Consider the following 24,332-nt stretch of genomic DNA (forward strand, 5'->3'; position numbering starts at 1 on the left):
TTCGGTATCACTGAATGCCGATAAGAAACCTAAGGCTTGGATGCATTTGTGAATCGTAACTCCTTATTCTGGGAATTGACTCTAAAACTAGAAGCCTTTACTCATACGGTTCCAGTCCCCTTTGCCGTCTACTATGCGATCATTACGCAAAAAATGGAGACCGAAAAATGGATGATTTTTGTCGGACTCTGCATTGGTTTTGCCACTGGTATTGGACTACTCGGAACTGTACTTCGTTATTTTCTCATCAAAAACCTCTTTGCAAAAATCGAAAAAATCAAAGTTCCAGAAAAAGGTTCGAATATCGACTATACTTACCGAGATCGGGACTATGCAAAATCGGTCAAACTGTACCTTTTTAAATACCCTCTTGTCGAAGCCTTCATCATTGTCATCCGTTGGTTTTCGGGTGTCATTCCGATCATCAGTCTTTATACATATATCGTAGAGTACACACCTTCCGTCATTCGCTCAGGTTTTTTTACCTTGGCGATGATTCCTCCCATATCTTTTGTCACCTATTATTTCATTAGTGAAAACTCTCTCAGGCCATTATTCACTCTTCCCCAAATCAAAAACATAGAAATAAAACCGGATGAGATTCCTCGATTTGATTATTTTAAGAGAATACTGATTTCGTTTTTTTCATTGGCCGCATTACCAGTATCAGTTTTATCATATATTCTCTATTCCGTTTCAAGTGGCGAAGTTCGAGTTGAGCAGCCACTCGTGCCAATCGTGATTGTTTCCTCCATCTTTATCATCCCTCTAATTGTCTGTTCTTACGTAGTAGCAGATACCGTAAGACAAGGATTAAATGAAACAAATCGTTCCTTGAATGAAGTTGCAAAAGGAAATTTTGATATCGTGATCACACCTAACTCAGGCGATGAGTTTGGCCAACAGGCATTTGTGTTAAATGATGTTATCCAAAAACTTCGAGAGATGTATGCCGAAATAATCGGTTTAAACGAAAGTTTAGAAGAGAAAGTTAAATTAAGAACATTCGAATTAGACCAATCCCTCCAAGAACTTCGAAAATTAAAATTCCAGCAAGATGGGGACTACTACTTAACCTACCAATTGCTAAACCCCCTAGGATTCCAAGATGTCCAAAGCGAGAAGGTTACAGTCGATTTTTTCCTGCGACAGAAAAAGCAATTTGAATTTAAGTCCAATCAGTATGATATAGGTGGTGACATCAACATTGCTCATTCCATCCTCTTAAAGGATAAAAAATACCTCCTAGTCGCCAATGCAGATGCTATGGGCAAATCAATGCAAGGTGCTGGTGGCGCCTTAGTTTTCGGTGCAGTATTCCAATCTTTAGTCCAAAGGACTCGAATCAATGAAGCATTCTCACAACTTACGCCAAACCAATGGCTAAGCACTTCATTTGAAGAGATGCAAAGAGTTTTCGAGGCGTTTGATGGCACCATGTTAGTTTCTACAGTGATTGGCTTACTAGAAGAAGAAACTGGCACCTTATACTTCTTAAATGCTGAACATCCGTATCCAGTTCTTTACCGCGATGCCAAAGCTTGCTATTTAGAACAAAAAAATCAGTACTTCAAACTTGGAACTTTGGGAAGTCTCCCTAGAATTGAGGCGACAAAAATCCAACTCAATCCTGGTGACATCATCCTTTTGGGATCTGATGGAAAAGACGACCTCCTGATTGCCATGCCAGATGGAGAAAATGAAATCAATTTAGATGATAAATTATTTTTACGAGAAGTAGAATCAAAAGGGGCCAACCTTTCTCAAATATTCAAAGGTCTATCTGAAGTAGGTACCATCATTGATGACTTTTCCTTGATCCGATTAGAATATATGGGTGTCACTCGGAAACAAGAATTGTTTTCTAAGGATGGGAAACAATTGTACAAAGAGGCAAAACGACTTTACCACCGAGGCAAAACATATGACTCGATCCGAATTTTACAAAACTTAGTAGAGGCTGAGTCAAACGCAGGCCCAAGGCTCAAAAAGGAACTGGCAAAACTCTTTTATGTGTATGGTGATCTTAGCTCTGCCGCATCGTATGGCGAAGATTATTTGAAAGTATACCGTGATGACCTTGAGTTTGGTTATTTTCTATCCAAAGTCTACAAAAAAGTCGGGAAACTTTCTGAAGCACTTTTACTGGCAGAGTCGATCAGAAACCGAGCTCCCAAAAAAAGCAAATACTTAGTCCATTTATTTCATCTTTACGTAAAAAATGCAAAAAACGAAAGGGCCGCAGCGATTCTCAAAGACTTAAAAATCATCGGACTGCCTTTGGAAGATTGGGAAGCACTTGCCTCCCTCCTCCAATAAATTCTACTGAACCGATCGATTTGGAAGTCCAATATGTACTTACCTTAAAATGAACAAAAACACCCTACCTCTTAGAACTAAAGCTGGCTATGCATTTGCTGAGACCGGCATCACAGCCGTACAATTTGTCACTCAAATTTATTTACTAAAATTCTATACCGATGTAATTGGACTCAGTCCGAGCCTAGCAGGGATAGCATTATCTATCTCAGTTATTTGGGACGCAATCAGCGATCCTCTCATGGGAAATCTTTCTGATAGAACTTCCTCCCGATGGGGGCGTAGACGGCCATTTATCCTAGTTGGTGGATTGTTACTTTCCCTTTCCATTTTAATCCTATTTTCACCTACAACACTTAGTTCCCAATTTGGGAAATTTACTTATTTACTCTGCTCTTATCTTTTAGTAAATACAGCAATGACCATCATCTCCGTACCTCACATTGCATTAGGTGGAGAGCTTACATTTGAAAGGAATGAAAGAACTTCAATCTTTGGCTGGCGACTATTTTTTAGCAACATTGGTATGTTAGTCGGTATGTTAGTTCCCGCAATTGTTTTACAGACACTGTCAAATGAAAACAATATTGAGAATGTTAAATATTCGAGAGCAATCGCAAGTGAGATCATTGCCCTTGTGATTGCATTTAGTTCTATCATAACATTTTTGGTAACTCGTGGACGAGATGAATCTCTGATACAAGCTACAGAAAAATCTCATTTCTTTCAATCAATGAGATCGGTATGGTCAAATAAAGTATTTCTACCTCTTTTGATTGCCTTTATCATTGCAACGATCGGTAGGACATTCAATACCGCCATTGCTCTTTATTATTATCAATACAGGCTCGGCCTAAAAGAGTCAGATGTGGTTTTAAATATCCTTTTGCCATTTTTTCTAGTCTTGATGCTATCCATTCCCTTTTGGGTTTGGATCTCCAAAAAAGTTGGTAAAAAAATACCCGCGTTTTGGGGAATCTTTCTTTTAGGTGTATTGACGATGATCGCCTATCCGCTGTTTCCTTATGGAGAATTAAGACCTCCCTTGATAGTTGCATTCTTTGGTGGTGTGTTTGCAGGCTCTATTTTGATCATGGATTCTATCCTAACTGATGTTGTAGACTATGACGAATGGAAATCCAAAGAAAAGAGAGAAGGCATCTATTTTGGCTTTTGGAAGATGGGTGTTAAATTCTCACAAGCCTTCGGTATCGCCATCTCGGGATTTTTATTGGATTTTATTGGCTTTTTGCCAGAAGCAAATGAACAAATACCAGAATTGGGGTTTCGTCTCTCACTGATCTTTGGCCCACTGGTGGGACTCTTTTTTGTATTAGGTGCACTTCTTTTCTTACTGTATCCACTAAGCGATAAAAAACATTTGGCTATCCAAAGACGGATCCTTCGCCGAAGAAAGGAAATCAAATCAATCTAATGATAGAAAAAGAGAAACAAAATCAGATTTTGGTAGGTGCAATTCTCGTTTACTTTCTTGTGCCTATTTCTGCAAATTTTTTCGCTCTACTCTTTGGAGATTACACTTCGTCCACTTTTTTACCTAAAGCTGACTTAACACTTTTTAATTTTATCATGTCTTCACGTGATCTTTTAATGGTCATGATCAATTGGGGTCCATTTCCGATAGTGAGTATACTCATTTCGATCTATAGTTATCCGCTGGTGCGGTATATACTTGGGAAAGAACTGTCACCTAGCGAAATAGAGGTGGCTAGGAGACGATTGATCAACACTCCTTTTATGATCAGTTTGCTGGGTCTTATAGGATGGGAGACTGCCACCACACTGTCTGTCTTCCGATCTATGCAGCTTTTACCTGTACCCGACATGGACCCAGTGTACCGGACCTTTTTGGTGTTTGCATTTTGGGGATTTTTTGTTTTTGCATTTACTTTCTTCACGGTTGACTATCTTGGAAAAAAATTTCTCATCCCTTGTTTTTTCCCAGAAGGAGGTTTAGGTAAGTATGTGGAAACAAGTCGATTCTCATTGGTTTCCAAATCTGTAATCATTTGGTTTTCCATCTCCTTTTTCCCCATTACACTCATGCTCTTCAGTTTACTGAATCGGTCTTCCCAGAGACTGTCTGATATTTTGTTCGTATTGCAATCCGATCGACTATTCCAACTCTGTTTTGTTTTATTGTTTTTTTCCTTTTGGATCGTTTTGGTGCATGCCCGAAGCATCCAAGAGCCTTTGAAAATTTTAGAAGAGGCTACTTACAAAATCAAAGACCAATTGTTTGAAACAAAAGTGATTGTCAATAGTACAGACGAGTTAGCAATCCTAGCAGACTCATTTAATGATATGGTGCGTGGTTTAGAAGAAAAGGAAAGGATCAAAGATACTTTTGGTAGAATCGTTGACCCAAGGGTTCGCGACTATCTTCTCAACAACAAACATGAACTAGGTGGAAAAACTGTGGATGCCACCATTCTATTTTCAGATTTAAGGGACTTTACTCAATTGTCTGAAAATCGTTCCCCAGAAGCAGTTCTCAATTTATTGAATCGATACTTCCAAGCCATGAGTGACGCCATAGAATCGGAAGGTGGATTCATCAATAAATTCATCGGTGATGCTATACTCGCTGTATTTGGTACACCCATCCCCTTACATGAGCCAGAACTCGTTGCCTTCCGAACCGCAAAGAAAATGCAATCCAATCTAGAATCTTTGAACAAAGAACTAGAGAGGGATGGTCTTCCCTCTCTAAAAATGGGGATTGGTATCCATCGAGGTTCTGTTTTGATCGGAAATATTGGAGCTCAAAACCGTATGGAGTTTACAGTGATCGGAGATACAGTGAACACCGCCTCCCGCGTGGAAGGTCTTTGCAAAGGTCTTAACAAGCAGCTACTCCTGACTGAAGCGATGTACCAATGCCTTCCCGAAGGGGAAAGAAAGCAGGTTGCCTTTCTCGGGGAATTCGAACTCAAGGGCCGTTTAACAAAAGAGAATATCTACGGTTAATTGCTTGCCAAAGAAAGCGAAGAAAGCTAGGCTTTGGCTGTGAAGGCATTCTATCAGTCCATTTTGGTTTTGGCTCTAGCTTTTTGCTTAGGGCAATGTTCCGACAAATTGCTAAATCCTAAGGACATCACAGACCTCTTAGAACAAGAAGGCGGTGCCCCTGGCTCCTCCTCTTCTCAATCGACAAATGCTTCCCAAAATACGAATTCCAACAACACACAAAGCCTTGATACATATGGCCTGAGCCCTTATTCCACAGGCACTACTACATTCGGTTCCACGGGCACAGCAACTGCCACTCCCGTCGGACGTTAGTTATTTGATATAATCAAAAAAATCATCAAAGAGTGGTTTGAAACAGGATCGGATTGTTATCTTTGCCACTCTCTCATTCTTTGGCCCATAGTTTAATACAATATCGTTTGGATCTTTGATGAAAGAAAAAATTCTCTCTACAGTGAAGGTAGCACTCCCTTCTCTTAAGTAAATTTTATAGTTAAACTCGTGTTCGTTGGCATCTATTTCCCCTATCCCATAGGGAACGTAACATCGAATGAGACCCACACCTGATAAACTCCCAGCTTCTAGGTCTTCTTTTTCTATTTTTGAACCTTCAGGGATTAATTTATATTCTAACCATTGTTTTGCCTTAGCAAAGGACTTGGTTCTTTGGTATGTTTTCACTTCGCGAGTTTCCTCGGTCTTTCGGTGCTTGGAAGAAACGATCCAAAGACGTAAACAAAGGGTATTTGAGAAAAAGGCAAAACAAAAGAGAAGCAAAAGCAATTTACGGATCATTCTAGATTAGCCTTCCTCTTCTGCCTCCGGGGAGCAAAACAAATCTTCATACAGACCTGAAATTTTCAAGGGATTGGGAAGCGGGATTCTGGGAAACGGGACTACGTTGTCAGGGAATTGGCTAGGATTCTGGTTTCTATTTTTGATCTTATGTCTCTTGGACTCGATTCTATCTTTCACATTATGATCATCGGAATCCAGATAGCCCAATCTCAAGTCCGCTCTCTAAAATTACTCTGCAGAACAAACTAAAGAAAGAAAAATAAGATTGAATTAAAGGCTGGCGTAGTCTGAGATTTACGGAAAGAAGGGAAGGATTCCAAAAAACATGCCCGATTTTGATCGCATTGATCTTATGAATTACGCAATTTACGGCAACGACTATGACCCACAATGGGACGAAATCCGAGCTTATTTAAAATCTAGCGCCGCAGCCCAAAGGGAATTGGAAGAAATCAAACGCAGTTTACCAACCCAACATTCTAATGTGAAACGAAAAAAAGACTCCTCTTCCCCTTTTGATGTGTCGGAAGGCCGTGAGGAGGAAGCTCCCAAAAAAGCAAACCTTGGTCCAACGGGTAGCCAAGAAACCAAGTCTTGGTGGAAGAAAATCATAGGGGAATGAGATGGAAGGACAAATCGTAGACCAAGCAAAGAAAAACGTAGAAACCATCAAAAAATTCGTAACTCCGTTTTTCAATTTAGCGGTCACGACCAATGTCTATGGTTACCACAATATTGTCCCCTCGGGTAAGCTCATCCTCACCTGCAACCACAGAAGTGACATGGATCCCTTTGTAATCGGGAATGCCTTCCCTCGCTTTATTTCTTGGATCGCGGCGGAATATACAACACGGATCCCACTCTTCCGAGACCTAGTAGAAAAGACTGGCACTATACCCATGGCCATCGATGGCAATATCTCTATCGCAAGTATCAAAAAGGTACAGCAGGTGTTTAAGAATGGAGATGTGCTAGGCATCTTTCCTGAAGGCCATGATTACATGGTGAAAAATGATTTCAGCGCACCTTTGGCGGATTTCCACCACGGCTTCGCTGCCTTTAGCCTCAGAAACAAAGTGGATATCCTTCCTTCCGTGCTTATCCCTGAAGAAGAGACCATTTCCGACTACCCCATCCCACCGCTAGTGCGTGCATTTATGGGTATGCCAAAGGAAGTCTGCGAAATCAAAAAGAGAGTCGTTTACAAAAAAGTGAATTTGGTGTTTGGTGAGGTAATCAAACACCAAGACTATATCCACCTACCTTTAGAAGAAGGTATGAAAGCCGTTTCTATGGAAACCAAACGGCGCATGGGAGACTTACAAAAAGCAGACTTTCTGAAAAAGTTCTAGAGTTCAATCTCTCCTTGGAAAACTTCTTTTGCTGGACCCGTCATTATGACACTTCCAGATTCTTTCCATTCCACCTCTAATTGGCCTCCTCGAAGGTCGATCTTCACCTTTCTTCCCGTTTTGTGGTTTAATACGGAGGCTACCATGACGGCACAGGCTCCTGTTCCGCAGGCTAGAGTTTCGCCTGTACCCCTTTCCCATGTCCTTTGGTAAAGATGGTTCTCACCGATGAGATGAACGAATTCTACATTCACCCGCTTAGGGAAGAGAGGGTGGTTTTCAATGAGGGGGCCTATCTCTCGAACAGGAAAGGTTTCGGCATTGTCGACATAGATAATGCAGTGTGGATTTCCCATACTAACAGCCGTAAATTGATATTGTTTGCCCGCAACTTCTAGAGTTTGGCTGACCACGGGGCCATCACCCTCCCAACGAAGGGGGATGAGTTCTGGTTTGAGGATAGGCTCTCCCATGTCTACGGAGACCATTTGCACCTTGCCTTGCGAATCAGTTTCCAAATTGAGAGTAAGGACGCCTTTGCCTGTTTCAATGGTCGGCTTCTGGTTCTTGGTGAGGCCATGGTCATAGATGTACTTACCTACACAACGAATCCCATTCCCACACATCTCAGAGGAACTACCATCGGCATTGTACATATCCATTTGGAATTCACCAACATTCGACTTGCGAATGAAAATAACACCGTCTCCCCCAACCCCAAAGTTCCGATCAGAGAGTTTTTGGATCTCTTCTGTACTCAGTCGAAGATCATTTTTGGTCGCATCAATATATAGGTAATCGTTACCGATTCCTTCCATTTTGGTAAACTGCAGCCTTTTTGCCATTCTCACCCAAGCCTCTATGCTACTAATGTTTTTTAGACTCTGATTCCTGCAAGTAAGTATGCCCCAGAAATTTGATTTGACCCTAGGATTGAAGAAAGAATCGTACATAAGGGTTTTATATGAAAAATTGCATTCTCTGTGGCTCCACTCAAACAAAAGAAGTATTTGTAGAACATGGCGTTCCTATCTGGCAATGCCAAAATTGTGGACATGTTTATTCCAGCTACGAACAAGCAGAACATTACGACGGTTACTGGGGAGAAGAATCCCAAGAATATGATCTCCAATGGTGGGACCATGCACATAGACCTGTATATCAGGATTTTATTCAGAAATTTCTTACCAAAAAGGAGGGCAGTCTACTGGATGTTGGCTGCGGACTGGGATTTTTTGTAAAATCTGTTCTCGAGGCAAAACCAGGTTGGAAAGCAGTGGGATATGAAATATCCGAATCTGCCGTACAATATGCACGCAAAATAAACAAGATGGAAACCGTCCATGCAGGCCTCGTCCAAAATTCAGGCCTTGGCAAGGAGACTTTTGACGTAATCACTCTGTGGGATGTCATAGAACATATTCCAAAACCTCATGATTTGTTAAAATATCTCTATACACTCCTTAAACCTGGTGGAGTTTTATTCTTACAAACCCCTAACTTTCCGATTCAATTGTTTAAGGCAAACCTAAAAGTTAAATGGAAAGGGATGAAAGAAGGGGTAAACTATCTTGAAGCAAAAGACCATGTAAACAATTATAAGATGCACACTTTGGCAAAATTAGGCGAACAATGTGGGTTTAAAAATCCAAAATTTTCCGTGCTTAAACCAATTTTGTCAGTTGCTGGCTTCAAAAGTAAGATGGCAGTCTACATCAAGTTAGCATATTATTATATCACAAAATATATTTTCTTTTTGAGCTTTGGTAAGCTCAATTGGAACAACACACTTTTTGTGACTCTAGAGAAGTGATCCTTTTGTTTTCAAGTTTTCCAATAACTGAGAAAGGGCAGATAGGCTAGACTCACATTCGTAGACCAATCCTTCTTTGTTTTGGACTTTGCTTTGGGAATTGCCTTCAGGCACTCCCAATATAGATTTGATGTGTATAGCTCTCAAGCCCACTGCTTCCGCACCGAGAATGTCGTCTTTCAAATTATCGCCTATCATCACAGAGTCTGCGAGTTTTGCTTTGGACTTTGTGATTGCGTAGGTAAAGAAATAGGGACTAGGCTTTTCTACACCGACCGACTCTGAACAAACCAGTGTATAACGTAAATCTTTTGGGAATGTTGCCTTTATTTTTTTTAACTGAGTCATCAAAGTCTCATTTGTCAATAGAACAATCGGTACAGATTTGGAGATTTCTCCTACTGTATGAAACAAGGAAGAAAATGTTTGTTTTTCCTGGATTTGCTTTTTAAGTGCATTGAGAAAATGAAAAAAATACCTTTCATCTAACCAAAGGCATAATTCTAGGTTGCTTGCGTTGAAATATCCATACAAAGATTCTATTAGATTTTGGAAGCATAACAAGCGCAAACGATTGGAAGAATGCTCCTTTAATCGTCCCTTAATTTCTGACCTTGCCAAGTCATAGAGTTCTATAAATTGTTCTTTTTTCCCATATTGATGTTCTTCCCAATCCTTACTCAAAGATTGTATAGCCTCAGTATAAGCTTCTTTTGAGGGAATGAGAGTATTATCAAGATCTAAAAATAATGCCATTTGTCTCAGTTCAGCCGATTCCTTTCGGACAAAAAGAAAAAATCCACTTGTCAAAAGTGTAAATATGAGATTCAAATCTACGAATGCTTCGCTTTTCTCATATACTATTTGTATTGTTCTCTTCCCTTGGAAGCATACTAGCCGTCTATGGATTGCTTACCCAGGGCGACCCTATGTATGCCCGCTCCTTTGGCTGGAACATAAACCTTCTCTGGGGGACTGTTCTTTGGGGAGTCAGCTTTTTCTTTTGGCTAGGCTCCCGCTTTGAGAAAAACTAAGCCTTCTGATTGCCGGAAAGCCTTGTGAGGATTTGCGACAATAAAGGTACCAAGTTTTGCAAAAGATCAGGGAGTTCGTATTCCAAAACATCACCCGCGTAAACGATGTCATTTTTTTCCATAGCTGCAGCCACAGAGTTCAAACCATCGTTTAATGCATTGCTGACTTCCGAAAGAGTTTTGTCACCAGCTTTGATCAAAGACCATTCGATCTCCGTATGTTTAACTTGGAGAGATAACAAAGCTGAGATGAGTGCATTCAGTCTACCCATAGCATCTGTCATGATTTCCGTTGCTAGGAAGTCCTTTCCCGACTGAAAACTTTCATTCACCAGCATAAAATCTTTTGTGATTTTATCTTTATCTTCAATAAACTTTTGTATGATGCCAATCAATTCCTCTTCTTCCAATCGAAAAACTGCCAACCTTGAGCTAAGGTCCATTAGGAATAATTTCAAATCACGTAGGTCTTCTAAAAAAAGCTCAATTTGATGTGCAGATTCTAGATTTTGAACTTTCTCTTTCAAAGATTCCAAAATCTCTTCTACGTTTTTGCCCTTACCCATAGGTCGAATCGATGCAAAATTGAGATGAAGCAAGTTTTTAGTAGAAAGCAGCATGGATTCTATCCAAGGTACGCCTTCTTGTAAGTCTCTGGACTCTTTTTCCGTCAGAGAATCACGACCTACTAATGTAGACCCGACTTTGTCTACGTAAATGTCTAGTTCTATAAGACCGTCTTCGAGAATATCTAATTCTTCACCGACGATAAAATCAAGTCTCTCTGCGTTTTCTACACCCATTGATTCCAATTCTTTTCGGTTGTGTTCCCTACCATTTACCGTAAAATAGCGTAAATACTTTCCATTTGCTTCAATCCAAGTTTGGATTTCATCGAGAACCTGAGCAATGTTAGTTTCCCCATTCAGCGTAGTTTCTAATTTTTGATCATTGATAAAGATATTCATTTTATTCCTGCCCGTTCCCTCTAAACATGTTATTTTGTAAATAATTTCCTACGGATTTATTTTTTCCAACGCCTTGTTCCATATATAGGAATCTCTGCTTTAATTTCGCTTCATATCCAACCAAATGCGATTCAAATTCTTTGATTTTTTTATTGTTACTAGCAACATTCTCTTCAATCAATTTGATTTTACTACTAATGATTCCTGATGAGTACTGTGTGTACGGTCTCAAGGTTTCCAGAAGCCGAATCCCTACTCCATCTTCCATCTTTGCATCATTATTCATATCAGATGCAAATAACTCTCTAAGTCCATCTGGGTTTTCTGAGAGTGCCTGAGTAAGTCTCTCTTCATTGATAACAAGAACCCCATCTTGGATTTTTTCCCAGTTGGAACCAACTTCGCCTGTCGAAATACCAATATCCGTCAAGACACGATACCCACCTGATTTGGTAGCAGGGTAATAAGAGTTCGCAACTGTCTTCATGCTTGCAATCAATCGAATCAAAGCATTTTCTCCAGCTAAAATACCAGACTTAACCTTATTGTCCCAAAATTCCTTTGAGATATCTAAATCTTTACTGTTATCAGATGGTTTGGAATCCGATAGTTTCGAGTTTTTATCAACACTCGTTACTTCTTTCGTAAATTTCATTAAGTCGTTATATGCCTGGACCCATTCTTTCACCAATGCCATTCCTTTTTGATGGTCAACTGCGATTTTTAAGGTAACAGGTTCAGTAGTTACCTTATGCATATTGAATGAAATGCCCTCTAACACATCTGTTATGCCTTCATTGGATTCACGGCTTAGTTCCACTCCATCAATTTTAAAGCGCGCATCTTTCGCTTCTTGTAAGGTCTTTTTTGGCTCCGCTGTACCTGGTTTAGGCGGAATGACCATTTCTATCTGAGAGATTTGAACATCGGAAGCACCGCTGTTGGCAATGATAATTCGTTTTAAGGTTTTACCTTCTGCAAGCTCTCCAATTTGGAGTTGGTACTTGCCATCTTTTAAGGCAATCGGGAACAACTTTGTCCTCAAATTGCCTTCCCTTTCAAAGACAAAGCCCAATTCTAAAACCTGGTTTGTCTCCCCCACCGGATTAAATTCAATGTAGGAACGTGATTTGATTTCAATAGCTTCTGTTTCAAAACTAAAAGCTGAGTCTGGGGCAAAACTAAATCCCTCCGGACTTTTCTTTGGTGCACTCCCTTCCTGAGAAGAAGCTTTGAATTTTGTAGGTTCAAAGGGAAGTGCCTTTTCCTGTGACAAAACAAGGGATCGTCTTTCTATCTCCCCTTCTTTTGAGTTCTCTCCTACAAGCCCTGCAAGATGAAGGATACCGTTCGGGTCTGAAAATTGTAAGGCATTCAATTTACCTGTTTTCACCGCTAAAACGGTAAGTAGCGAAGAATCTTTATCGACCTTGATAACTGTCGCATCTGCGATGCTACTTGCCGCATTACGTATGCTTGTTGTTAAATCCGAGAGTGAACCACCAGCAAACTGTATGGTTTCCGAATGTTTGCCCGAAAAAATCGAAAAACTTCCTGCAGGTAATCTTACATCCGAGTCAACTTCAACTCCTGAGATTTGGTGTTTTGAAGCCAATTCTAAAATCTCTATGGGTCTTTCGGCCGATTTAGCAGCTCGCGATGCCTCTCCCGTGATGACACCTTCTGTGGAAGATAGAACTGATTTCGTCGCGAAAGGAGCGGTGAAGGAAGTAATAGCACGTGTTTTTGTCTGGAGGTTTGCCGTCAGGTTTTTGACTTCATTCCAGACTTGGACTTGGGCCTTTGCATACTCATTTTCTGTCTCCCAGCGTTTAACCGGGCGACGCTCCAACTCGACCAATTTTTTGATGATTTCGTTTGTATTTTGGCCGGTCATGAGACCTGGCATTGTGTATGCTGGCATCTTCTTACCTTTCTTCCCCCTCTATTGTCGTCGCATTTCCATAAAGGATTAGGAATTTACAGAATTTTTCCTTCCCGAATTCTAGAATTATGACAGCTAAGGCCCCTGAAAAAATTGAAATCGGCAACCCAAATCTATTTTTTGATCGGGAACTCTCCTGGTTGGATTTCAATCTCCGCGTTTTGGAAGAAGCTCAGGACCAAAAAAACCCTCTCCTGGAAAGGCTTAAATTTTTGTGCATCACAGAGTCAAATTTAGATGAGTTTTTTATGGTCAGGGTAGCTGGGCTTCTCAATTTAAAACGAGCTGGTATCGAAGAACAAAGCTTAAACGGAAAACGGACTTCTGAAATCATCACTGAGCTATATGCAAAAGTGGCAGACCTTGTCAAAGAACAATACGCTTGCTTAAATGACATCCTTTCCGAGCTCAAAAAAAATCATATCGTAATTGTCCAAGATCCTACTGATTTACGAGGAGAGGATATATCCTTTGTAAAAGATTATTACAAACGAGAAGTATCATCCATTCTCACCCCACTAGCAATTGATCCATCACATCCTTTCCCGCATATCTTAAATAGAACTCTTAATTTAGGTATCACTCTTTATTCAGACGATGACAAAAATAAAGTTAAAGAACTATTTGCTATCGTGCAAGTTCCAAGCGTACTGCCTCGCTTCTTACAACTCCCGCAGAAAGATGAGAACGAAGAACGTAGATACTTTCCTCTAGAAGAAATCATTAAACTTCATTTGAGCGATCTTTTTTATGGTATGAATGTAAAACAAATCCACACATTCAAAATCGTTCGTGATGCTGATATCTCAATCAATGAAGAACAAAACATAGGTGATTTGCTTACAACGATGAAGAATGAATTGAAGAATCGTATGTGGGGTGATGCGATTCGTTTGGATGTGCATAGTGGAGCAGGTCACATTAAGGATATGCTCAGAAATCTTCTCGAACTCGATGATTTCCAAGTGATGGAAATTCCAACTTTGCTTAACCTAAATGATTTAATGTTCTTTCAATCATTACGTAAAACTGGTCACCTAAAGTTTAACTTCCCACCTCCGAAGGCAGGATTTGCTTTAAAAAAGAGTGAATCAATCTTTTCAGAAATTAGAAAGGCTGACCATCTACTCCACCATCCTTATGAAAGTTTCAAATCAATCGAGGATATGTTAAAGATCGCGAGCCAAGACCCAAAGGTATTAGCGATCAAAATGACTCTATACCGCACATCGGGTGATTCTCCCATTATACAATATTTAGGTGAGGCTGCCGAAAATGGCAAACAGGTCACCGTACTCGTTGAACTTAAAGCTAGATTTGACGAAGAAAGGAATATTCGTTGGGCAAAAAAGTTAGAAGACTCTGGTGTCCACGTTGTGTATGGAGTAGTAGGATTGAAAATCCACTGTAAAATGTTACTCATCGTACGCAGAGAAGACGACAAGTTAAATCGATATGTACATTTGGGCACTGGAAATTACAACTCAACCACGGCCAGATTTTATACGGATCTAAGTCTTTTCACTGCCAACCAAGAAATCACGGAAGATGTGGCAATTTTATTCAATACAATCACAAGCTCAGGAAAAATGCCAAAACTAACAAGGATCTATGCGGCTCCTAAGTTTTTAAAGGAAGAGTTTATTCGATTGATCCAGAGGGAACTGGACAATGCAAAAGCAAAGAAGGAGGCGAGGATTATCTTCAAAATGAATTCCTTGGTCGATCCAGATATCATTCTGAAGTTGTATGAGGCCTCGCAAGCCGGTGTTAAAATAGATCTCATTATCCGGGGAATTTGTTGTTTGCGACCTGGGATTCCAAAAATTTCGGAGAACATCGAAGTCCGCTCTATCATAGGCCGTTACCTAGAACATTCAAGGATATACCACTTTCACAATGCAGGGAATTCTGAAGTTTTCTTAGCTTCCGCAGATTGTATGCCTAGGAATTTCCAGCGCAGAATCGAAGTTATGTTCCCAATCTTGGCAGAAAAACACAAAAAAAGAATCAATAAAATATTTGAGTTACTGTTAAGAGATAACACACAAGCACGTGTATTATTGCCGGACGGCTCTTACCAAAGACTGAGTCCAGGCGATGATGACCCGGCTGTAAACTCTCAAATTGATTTAGTAGAAATATAGGCAAGTACATGATTGCAAAAGAAACATCAGACCAACTCTCCAAACTCATAGGTTCAGAAAAGGTTTTCTTCAGAGAAGATGGTAAACTTGACCAAAATACCTTTGATTCTTACGGACTAGACCGTACCAAAGTGTACAGCCCCAAATACCAAATCTTACTCTTCCCTGAAAACACCGAGGACGTTCAAAAGATTGTAAAGTACGCCTATGAGAATGGCATTGCTATTGTTCCTTCCGGTGGAAGAACTGGGTATGCTGGAGGTGCAGTAGCAAAGAGTGGTGAGATTGTGATTTCCCTTGCAAAGATGAACAAGGTTTTGGACTTTGATCCATTTTTGGGCACCTTACAAGTACAAGCAGGTATGATTACAAAAAATCTACACAAAGAGGCAGAAGAGAGAGGATTTTATTTTCCAGTAGATTTTGCTGCGACAGGTTCAAGCCATATAGGCGGAAATATAGCTACCAATGCAGGTGGTGTACGAGTTGTTCAGTATGGATTAATTAGAGATTGGATTCTTGGTTTAACAGTTGTTACGGGTAAAGGTGAGATATTTCGTTTTAATGGCGAAATCTTAAAAAATAATACTGGCTACGATTTAAAGCATCTTTTCATAGGTTCAGAAGGGACTCTCGGCATCATAACTGAGTGCGTAGTAAAATTAACAAAACCTCCCAAAGACATTCGAGTCATTTTTTTAGCTGTTCCAGAATACAAAAACATTCTAGATATCTTCAAAGAAACACATAACTTTAGTTTGCCATTACTTGCATTTGAGTTTTTGACGGACTATTGCCTCAAAAAAGTAAAGGAACATTTATCTGTTTCTGATCCTTTTCCTGAATCTAGCAAATATTATGTGCTGATGGAATATGAAGTCCAAGATGAGGCAGATGAAGAAAAACTCTTTGGAATCCTAGAGACCATTACTGAAAAAGAACTGATTACAGATGGTTCCATTGCCCAAAACTCCAGGCAGAATGAAACATTTTGGAAATACCGAGAAGGAATCTCTGAGTCCCTTTCCCTTGCCCATACCGTTCACAAAAATGACATCTCCTTACCTTTGCGTAACATGGAAGCCTTCCTAGCTGATATGGAAGCTTTATTAGCAACAAAGTACCAAGGCTTTGAAGTCGCTCTCTTCGGACACATTGGGGATGGGAATTTGCACCTCAATATTGTAAAACCGAAGGAACTTTCCGATGCTGACTTCTTCGAGAGATGCAAATCAGTGGACCCTGAAATGTTTTCCCTCATTCAAAAGCACAAGGGTTCTATTTCAGCGGAGCATGGCATAGGGCTCCTCAAGAAAGACTATCTGCAATTCTCCCGCTCTGAGGCAGAAATCCTAGCGATGAGGGGCATAAAGGCGGTATTTGACCCCAAAGGCATTATGAACCCAGGGAAAGTACTGTAGGCGGCGATCCGAAGGACGGAATGCCCAATTTTTGCTTAATTTTTGAGCAAGTCTCTCTAAAAATGCTAGATTTTAATCGAAACCATGGTATTCTACAACTATGGTTCGGATTTGGATACAAGGATTCGGGATAACGTTCTTAGCGCTTTGCCTAAGTTCCTCCTTTCTTTCCAATGACCAAACGCTTGTTCGCTTAAAGGCAGGCGCTTATAAACGATCCATCGGGAATCGGCAAGGCCTTAGCCAAGTGGTCAGCCTGTCATATGGCTCTGTTGACCAAGAAGAGTCCAAAGACAAAGAAATTTCCGATTCCCTAGTTAAAAACGAAGCAAAGTTCGCATTTCCACATGAAATGGAAACGGCGGCTTTAGATCCCAAAACTGCTTCGAATCGTTCTTATCTCTTGCAAGACTCCTATTTGAGTCTGCCCCCACCAGTTTAACTCCTCTCTCCATTTAACCTGTGTTCTAAATTACTTTCAATTTAGAACACAGGAAGTTTTTATCATCACTTTTGTACAGTCTGTTTCTCATTTGCCAATAACCCTTTGACCGTCTTTGCGTACAAACGCGAAGGCGGTCCCTTTTTTAAAATAGATTGATTCTATACATTTATTTCTGAGAGTGACCTCGTGAACCTAAAATCGAGCGCAAAAGCTTTGGCCTTTTTGTTGAGCCTTATGCTTTTCCTTCCGACTGAAGCGGATGGAGGCTTTGATTCGGTATTTCTTTTCAGTCCTTCACAAGCGGCGAACTCACAAATTGATGCATCCTTTTCCATCGACGGAGAAGACTTTGCAAACTTCGCTAGGAGCCGTTGCGACTTTCTCGATTTGGTTTTGGGGGACAGCCCAAAAGAACAATTCGAAACGATTTACAATGTCGCAAGTTTTGATGACAGAAAAGATCATATTCATATCAGTTTACTTTCCTTTTTACTTTTAAATCTCCCCCCACCCGATCTTACCTAAACTATATTCTTAGCTTTGATGAACACCTGTGAGACAGGTGAATGAAAAGGTATTACGATTCTATCGTCGTACCTAAACAACATTAGGTGATTACGTGCATTTACGTCGATTTATACTATTTATATTCTTTCTGGGCTATCAGCTTGCCTATGCCCAAGAGGAAAGTCCTACAGAAAGGGCGGTTGATTCCTTGGAACGACAATTGAGCATCCAAGGCACTGGTCAATTGGGCTCTCCCTTATTTCCCAATGACAGATATGTAGACCAATCCTTGGATATGGAAACTGCAGAAACATTGCTTTGGAAAAACAACCTCCTTTTGATCGCAGCCAAGTTCCAGGTGGATGCAAAGAAAGCAGGAGTTGTTCAGGCAGGATTATATGCAAATCCCAACATCTTTATAGACCAGAGTATCTATGCAGAACCTACCCAAAGATACTTTGATACCACAAGATCTGGTCAGTCCGTCTTCCAAATCCAGCAGGTATTTTTACTCGGAGGAAAGATAGATAAAAGAGTAAAGGTAGCAGAATTAAACGCAAAGATCAGTGAACAAGAGTTCTTTGATCTGTCTCGTGCACTGATTACAAAGTTAAGAAGAACATTTTATACAATTCATTTCATGCGTAAGGCATTGAACTTTTATGACCAAAGTATTGCTTCCATCGAAAAAACAGTATCCTCATCAGAGTTAGCCTATAAGCGTCGTGCTATTTTACAGGCAGAACTCTTAAGGCTAAGGGCTCTCCTTTTCTTTCTCAAAAAAGAAAGAGAAGATCTCGCGATTCGTACCTATGAAAAAGAATCAGAATTGAAAGTTCTTTTAAACGAAGATAAATATAAACCTGCCTATATCACCTTTATACCAAAGGTAGATGAAAGAGATTTAGATTTAATAAAACCCAATGATAGTAAGTTGGATGATTTAGTAAACTACGCAAGAGACCATAGACCAGACCTAAAAATTGCCTTACAAACCCTTAGATATGAAGAAGCAAATTTAGAACTCCAACATGCAAATGCAATTCCAGACCTCGCGATCGGGCCCACATACAATAGAGGTGGAACAGCCTTCCAAAATTATTGGGGGGTGACAGCTCAGTTGAATGTACCTATTTTTGATAGAAACCAAGGTAATATTTTAGCTGCAGAAAAAGCAATCCTCGTAAGGAAACAGGAACTCAAAAATCGAATCCTTGAAGTTGAAAATGAAGTCTCGGTTGCATTTCAATCCGCACGTATCAAAGACGCATTGTACCGAAGGTTTATTGATACATATTTGAAGGACTATGCAAACCTTGCACTTGATATGATCATGAGTTACGAAAAAAAATACATCACCATACTGGAGTTTGCCGATTTTTTTGAAACATATCGATCAAGTGTAGTGGAGATGTTAAAACTCCAAACAGATCGAATGGAAGCTATCGAGAATGTAAACTATGCTGTCGGTTATAGAATTTATGTACCAACAAAATCCTCAAATGGTAGCTCCGAAAAGACAAACAAGGATTAAACTATGAAAAAATTAATCAAATCTCTAAATCGTAAAACTTTAATCATCCTTTCTGTTGCTATCGGGGTGATACTCATTTCACTGACAGTTTGGGCACTTTCCAAACCAGCAAAAGAAAAAGTCGTCCATCCTGAAAAGGCAATCGCCTACGACCAAGGAAAACGAATTGAGTTCAAGGCAAATAGCCCAGGGCTCGGCATCATTAAAACTGCTATAGTAGGTGGTGGTGGTGAGTTTGTAAGCCTCGAGGCACCGGCACGTATTCTTGCTGTAGCTTCACCATCCGTGAGCAATGGAAATAGAATTGTTCTCTTCGAATCATCAGAGTTAAACGACCTTTATGTAGGATTTGTGCATTCCAAGAACAAAGCCCACCGTTCTAGAAAAAATTTGAATCGTATCCAAGATATGTTTAAACACCGTGTTGCAACTGAAAAGGATCTTGTAGAAGCAGAAACGGATCTTGGCAATGATGTTGCAGAACTAGCAGAATTTGAAGGTAAGTTAAGAGCACAAGGTCTTAACCCAAGTGAATTGAGCACGGGAGGTATCAATAAAGCTTGGATCATATCAGACATACCAGAATCACAAATCTCTTCCTTGCAAAAAGGAAAAAAAGTAAAAGTTAACTTTGCTTCATTTCCAGATGAAGACTTTGTCGGTTGGGCAGAGGCTGTGGGCGATAACGTAGACCCCATGACAAGGACAGCCAAGATGAGGATCGCAATTACAAACACTGGTTATAAACTCAAACCAGGGATGTTTGGAACGGTTAAATTTCCTGAAGAGACAAAGGATGACTCTGTAGTTTTGCCTTACACGGCAATTGTAACGGTTGAAGGAAGAAATTATGTGTTTGTGGAAGAAAAGCCGCTGACTTTTTTCCGTAGAGAGGTGGTCCTTGGAGTCTCCACGAAGGAACGTGTGAATATTATTGAGGGATTAAAACTTGGCGAATCAGTCGTGATCCAAGGTTCGATTTTACTCAAAGGATTGAGTTTTGGATTCTAATATGAAAACTTTACTCAAACTATACATAATTTGTAGTTTTTTATTCTCACTATCTGCGGAAACAGCATATCCAAAAGACAAAGATGGGAATGATATTCTACCGAACTGGGATGCAAAACCAAGCTCAAATGAGGATAAAATAGACCAAAGCACTCTCCAGGAGAAAAAGCTACCAAAAAGTACAGATTTCTTTGTCTACGGAGCGGGCATCGGATCTCCTGCTAGCATAAATTTTATGTTAGGTTATTATTTCAAAGATTTTGTTCTAAGAGGATCCGGAGGGCGATGGAATCCACATTGGTATGGTGCTCAATTAGATTTTGGATATACATTTTGGAAAACTCCTGTCATAGCACATAGTATCTCTGCAGTCATTGGTGGATTTGAAGTCAATCCTTATGCTCCCGAAGTGGGAAGAGGTGGACAGTCTTCCTATCCTACAGGATTTGATGTGCCTGGATACCAAAATAGAAATCCAACATACGAAGATCTGATCATTCGATCCTATGTAAATTCAGTAGACCCAAATTTAGCACTTCTTTTCGAATACCAAAGCCGAGATAACCAAAAAGTTTATCTCAGCCAAAGATATGTAGGTCTCACCTATGATATCCTTTTAGGTAATTTTTTCTTACAATTGGGAGGTGGTATCGGTCAAGGCGATTATAGAAACCCACAGCTCCTCCTTCAACTGGGTTATCTCTTCGATACAAGGTAAGAACAATGATCGGTAATTTTATAGAACAAGCACTTAAATATAGAATTTATACACTAGGAGCAGCTTTAGTATCTGTTCTTTTTGGAATTTGGGCATGGATTGATATCAGAAAAGAAGCATATTCTGATATTGCAGATACACAAGTAAGGTTGATTGCAAAATTCCCAGGTAAAGCTGCCGTAGAGGTAGAAGAAAGAGTTACCTTACCTATCGAACGTGTATTAAATGCGATACCAAATGTTGTCGTTAGGCGATCTCGAACAATCAATGGACTAGTCGTTTTTCAATTTGTTTTCCAAGATGGCACGGATGATTATTTCGCAAGAATGCGACTCATGGAGAGAGTTGCGGATGCAGATATTCCTGAAGATGTACAACCTGCACTTGGACCCATGAGCTCTCCTGTAGGCGAAATCTACCGTTATGTCTTAGATTCCAAAGGAAATCATACACCTATGGAACTCCGGACAATCCAAGATTGGATTGTAATGCCTAAAATGTTACAAATCCCTGGAATCGCAGACGTGGTAACTTTTGGTGGTTTACCAAAACAATACCATGTAGTGACCTCGCCCGACAAATTAATAAGATATAAATTAACGATTCGTGATGTAATCGAAGCAATCCAAGAGAATAATTTGAACACAGGGGGAAATCTTTTACTCCAGGGAGAGCAAGGATTTCCAATTCGTTCTTTGGGTGCGATCCGCGATCCTAAACATATAGAAGACATTGTTGTAAAAACTGTGAATGGTGTACCAGTTTTTATCCGAGATTTGGGTTCCGTGGAAATTTCCCATCCAATCCCAAGTGGAGTTTTAGGCTATACCTTCCAAAATGACATTGATGGATTGATTGATGTTGACTCTTCCGTTCAGGGATTGGTCGCAATGCGCCGCTGGGGAGATCCCAACGAGATGGGTGAAAAGATCCGTGCAAAAGTAAATGAAATCAACGAAAAGTATATGCCTGAGGGCGTACAACTCAAAAACACTTATGATAGAACGGATCTCGTAAATTATACTCTTCGCACTATAGGTAAAACACTCATCGAAGGTGTGATGGTTGTAAGCTTAGTATTGATCTTCTTTATCGGAAGCGTCAAAGCTTCGATGGTTGTTGTAGCCACCATACCCTTTGCGATGCTTTTTGCTTTCTTACTCATGAACTTGACTGGAATTCCTGCCAGCTTACTCTCTTTAGGTGCTATTGACTTCGGCATCATTGTTGATGGAGCAGTCATTATGGTAGAAAATATCATGCGCCGTTATAGAGATGCAAGTCCAGCAGAGAAACAGAAAGGGATCATTGCCTTCACGAGAGATGCATCTGCGGAAGTTGGCACAGAAATTTTGTTCTCGATCTTGATCATCATATTAGCATACTTGCCTATTTTCTCATTTGAAAGGATTGAAGGAAGATTGTTTAAGCCGATGGCATTTACGATTTCTTTTGCCATTCTTGGCGCATTGATCTTTGCAATGACTGTCATCCCGGTGCTGATGTCGATCATATATAGAAAGTACTTTGTGTCCACAAATCCTGGTCCTATCGAGTGGCACAACCCCTATTACCATTGGCTAGAACACAAGTATGAAGGATTGATTCATTTAATCGTTTCGCATTCAAAAAAGGTAGTGAAGGTTACCTTCAGCATTGTATTCTCTCTCCTTGCCCTTGGGATGTATCTTTTGGGAACAGAATTTCTTCCTGAGATGGATGAGGGCGGTTTTAATATAAGAATCTTTTTTCCCGTTGGGATATCTCTTCCCGAGGCAAGAAAATTTATGCCTACGATCAGAAAAACGATTTATAAAAATGAGCAGGTGAATGTGGTCATATCGCAGCTGGGTCGAAATGATGATGGAACCGACCCACTGCCGCCTAACCGTTTGGAAGTCTTAATCGGATTAAAAGATTACGCTGATTGGAAAGAGAAAATCACAAAACAAGAACTCTTACTTCGAATGAAAAATGATCTCGAGGCGACCTTGCCAGGTGCCCGTGTAAGTTTTTCTCAGCCGATCATGGACAATTTATCCGAGGCGATCATGGGAACAATTGCGGATTTGGCCGTCTTTGTCTCTGGAAACGATTTAAAGATCATGCGTGAAATTGCTTCCGAAGTACTCGAGATTGTAAAGGATATGCGTGGGGCCAGTGAATATGGAATTGAACAGGAAGCGGATAGCCCTCAGCTTACCATCCAAATTGATCGAGAAAAAGCTGCTAGGTATGGGATCAATGTAATAGATATCCAGCAGATGATTGAAGCGGCGATAGGTATGCAAAGAATTAGCACTCTCTACGAGGGTCCATCTGACACTCCCCCCAAAACTCCTGCTAGGTTTGGTATCGTAGTACGTTTTTCCAAAGATTATAGAGCCTCAAAACAAGCGATAGAAAATATGCCGATCATTTCACCGAAAGGAGAGAGAATCCCCTTATCGGAGTTAGCTGATATACAAGTAGTTGATGGCCCAACCATGATCTTTCGCCAAGAGGGAAGACGTGTTGTTACAGTTAGAACAAACATTCGTGGTCGTGACCAGGGTGGATTTGTTGCTGAATTACAAAAAAAAGTAGCAAAAACAATCAAACTTCCGGAAGGGTATGAGATAAAGTACGGGGGTCAGTATGAAAATCTAGCTCGTGTGGGCAAAAAACTAGCATTGGTGATCCCAATTACCATTCTCATCATCTTTGGTATCTTATATATGTTATATAGGAACTTAAAGTATGTTTATGTTGCTCTAGCATGTATTCCCTTGTCTTTATTGGGCGGTATCTATGCTCTTCTACTTCGAGGATACTACTTCAATGTTTCCGGTGGTGTTGGATTTATTTCCTTATTTGGTATCGCCACAATGTCCGGGGTATTATTTGTTTCGAGAACGAATTTTTTACTCATCGAAGAACCCAATCTGTCCACGAAAGAGGCAGTTAGTAAAGCCGCTGTTATTCAGTTAAGGCCGATGCTTATGACCATGCTCCTTGCACTTCTCGGACTCATTCCAGCTACATTGGGTACCGGAGTGGGATCTGATATACAGAGACCTCTAGCTACTGTTATCGTAGGTGGTTTATTTTCTGCAATGTTACTCGTGTTAACTATTTTACCTTCTCTCTATTTGGTCGTTGTGGGTGAAAGAAAAGTGGCTGGGGTATCGTTTACACCATCCGATGCTCCATCACAAAACACGACTAGATTTTTTGAGACGAATGCAGAGGAAGATGAAACAACGAACCGCAAGGGGAAACAGAAAACAAAGAAGAAAAAAGATAATAATTCAAATAAGCCAAAACAGTCCTTCCTGGACGGTTAG

20 protein-coding genes are annotated in these 24,332 nt (G+C 40.3%); 15 read left to right on the forward strand and 5 right to left on the reverse strand.

From position 1 onward, the window contains the following. Positions 1–48: 48 nt before the first annotated feature. The 4 genes from DI060_RS08705 to DI060_RS08720 are packed head-to-tail and all read left to right on the forward strand — an operon-like array spanning position 49 to position 5,625. Positions 49–2,319, forward strand: a complete 2,271-nt coding sequence (locus DI060_RS08705; protein WP_108976330.1) for a SpoIIE family protein phosphatase — start codon at positions 49–51, stop codon at positions 2,317–2,319. 49 nt (positions 2,320–2,368) lie between these two features. Continuing rightward, the gene (locus DI060_RS08710) at positions 2,369–3,754 is read left to right on the forward strand and encodes an MFS transporter (protein WP_108975889.1); all 1,386 of its coding nucleotides are present in this window, start codon (positions 2,369–2,371) and stop codon (positions 3,752–3,754) included. Next, positions 3,754–5,310: an adenylate/guanylate cyclase domain-containing protein gene (locus tag DI060_RS08715; protein WP_108975891.1), complete on the forward strand. Its 1,557-nt coding sequence runs from the start codon at positions 3,754–3,756 to the stop codon at positions 5,308–5,310. Before DI060_RS08710 ends, DI060_RS08715 begins: the two co-directional genes overlap by 1 nt. Positions 5,311–5,349: 39 nt before the next feature. Then, positions 5,350–5,625 carry a hypothetical protein gene (locus DI060_RS08720; RefSeq protein WP_135355024.1) on the forward strand — a complete coding sequence of 92 codons (276 nt, stop codon included), beginning with the start codon at positions 5,350–5,352 and terminating at the stop codon, positions 5,623–5,625. On the opposite strand, the gene DI060_RS08725 is transcribed toward DI060_RS08720, so the two are convergent. Next, positions 5,626–6,108, reverse strand: coding sequence for a DUF4468 domain-containing protein (locus DI060_RS08725; RefSeq protein ID WP_108975895.1), 483 nt, complete (start codon positions 6,106–6,108; stop codon positions 5,626–5,628). It lies immediately after the preceding gene. 328 nt (positions 6,109–6,436) lie between these two features. Between DI060_RS08725 and DI060_RS08735 the strand changes: the two genes are divergently transcribed. Both DI060_RS08735 and DI060_RS08740 read left to right on the forward strand, forming a co-directional pair. Beyond that, positions 6,437–6,733, forward strand: coding sequence for a hypothetical protein (locus tag DI060_RS08735; protein WP_108975899.1), 297 nt, complete (start codon positions 6,437–6,439; stop codon positions 6,731–6,733). A gap of 1 nt (position 6,734) precedes the next feature. Next, the gene (locus DI060_RS08740) at positions 6,735–7,463 is read left to right on the forward strand and encodes a lysophospholipid acyltransferase family protein (RefSeq protein ID WP_108975901.1); all 729 of its coding nucleotides are present in this window, start codon (positions 6,735–6,737) and stop codon (positions 7,461–7,463) included. Here the strand turns inward: DI060_RS08740 and dapF are convergent. Next, complete coding sequence (gene dapF / locus DI060_RS08745; protein ID WP_108975903.1) at positions 7,460–8,308, reverse strand: diaminopimelate epimerase; 849 nt, start codon at positions 8,306–8,308, stop codon at positions 7,460–7,462. The two genes, DI060_RS08740 and dapF, sit on opposite strands and share 4 nt — an antisense overlap. A 119-nt stretch (positions 8,309–8,427) precedes the next feature. Between dapF and DI060_RS08750 the strand changes: the two genes are divergently transcribed. Further along, a complete protein-coding gene (locus DI060_RS08750) occupies positions 8,428–9,276 on the forward strand; it encodes a methyltransferase domain-containing protein (protein ID WP_108975905.1) in 849 nt (282 codons plus the stop codon). Here the strand turns inward: DI060_RS08750 and DI060_RS08755 are convergent. The 3 genes from DI060_RS08755 to fliD form a co-directional block, all read right to left on the reverse strand. Continuing rightward, on the reverse strand, positions 9,265–10,107 hold the full coding sequence (locus DI060_RS08755; protein WP_108975907.1) for an HAD family hydrolase: 843 nt from the start codon (positions 10,105–10,107) through the stop codon (positions 9,265–9,267). The genes DI060_RS08750 and DI060_RS08755 overlap by 12 nt on opposite strands. A 199-nt stretch (positions 10,108–10,306) precedes the next feature. Continuing rightward, entirely contained in the window at positions 10,307–11,278 is a 972-nt protein-coding gene (locus tag DI060_RS08765) for a hypothetical protein (protein ID WP_108975911.1), read from the reverse strand. Between the two features lies 1 nt (position 11,279). Continuing rightward, positions 11,280–13,202 carry a flagellar filament capping protein FliD gene (gene fliD / locus DI060_RS08770; RefSeq protein WP_108975914.1) on the reverse strand — a complete coding sequence of 641 codons (1,923 nt, stop codon included), beginning with the start codon at positions 13,200–13,202 and terminating at the stop codon, positions 11,280–11,282. An 89-nt stretch (positions 13,203–13,291) separates the two neighbouring features. Here fliD and ppk1 point away from each other — a divergent pair, with 89 nt between their 5' ends. From ppk1 to DI060_RS08810, 8 genes are all read left to right on the forward strand, one after another. Then, positions 13,292–15,370, forward strand: a complete 2,079-nt coding sequence (gene ppk1, locus DI060_RS08775; protein ID WP_108975916.1) for a polyphosphate kinase 1 — start codon at positions 13,292–13,294, stop codon at positions 15,368–15,370. 8 nt (positions 15,371–15,378) lie between these two features. Next, positions 15,379–16,791 carry an FAD-binding oxidoreductase gene (locus DI060_RS08780; protein ID WP_108975918.1) on the forward strand — a complete coding sequence of 471 codons (1,413 nt, stop codon included), beginning with the start codon at positions 15,379–15,381 and terminating at the stop codon, positions 16,789–16,791. Between the two features lie 100 nt (positions 16,792–16,891). Continuing rightward, positions 16,892–17,233, forward strand: coding sequence for a hypothetical protein (locus DI060_RS08785; protein WP_108975920.1), 342 nt, complete (start codon positions 16,892–16,894; stop codon positions 17,231–17,233). A 189-nt stretch (positions 17,234–17,422) separates the two neighbouring features. Then, positions 17,423–17,761 carry a hypothetical protein gene (locus tag DI060_RS08790; RefSeq protein ID WP_108975922.1) on the forward strand — a complete coding sequence of 113 codons (339 nt, stop codon included), beginning with the start codon at positions 17,423–17,425 and terminating at the stop codon, positions 17,759–17,761. Positions 17,762–17,855: 94 nt separating this feature from the next. Next, positions 17,856–19,277, forward strand: coding sequence for a TolC family protein (locus DI060_RS08795; protein ID WP_108975924.1), 1,422 nt, complete (start codon positions 17,856–17,858; stop codon positions 19,275–19,277). A gap of 3 nt (positions 19,278–19,280) precedes the next feature. Then, positions 19,281–20,288: an efflux RND transporter periplasmic adaptor subunit gene (locus DI060_RS08800; protein ID WP_108975926.1), complete on the forward strand. Its 1,008-nt coding sequence runs from the start codon at positions 19,281–19,283 to the stop codon at positions 20,286–20,288. Position 20,289: 1 nt separating this feature from the next. Beyond that, positions 20,290–21,006, forward strand: coding sequence for a hypothetical protein (locus DI060_RS08805; RefSeq protein ID WP_108975928.1), 717 nt, complete (start codon positions 20,290–20,292; stop codon positions 21,004–21,006). Positions 21,007–21,011: 5 nt separating this feature from the next. Further along, positions 21,012–24,332 (forward strand): efflux RND transporter permease subunit, encoded by a 3,321-nt coding sequence (locus tag DI060_RS08810; RefSeq protein ID WP_108975930.1) that lies wholly within the window; start codon positions 21,012–21,014, stop codon positions 24,330–24,332.

Source organism: Leptospira ryugenii (assembly GCF_003114855.1).
GTDB classification, from domain to species: domain Bacteria; phylum Spirochaetota; class Leptospiria; order Leptospirales; family Leptospiraceae; genus Leptospira_A; species Leptospira_A ryugenii.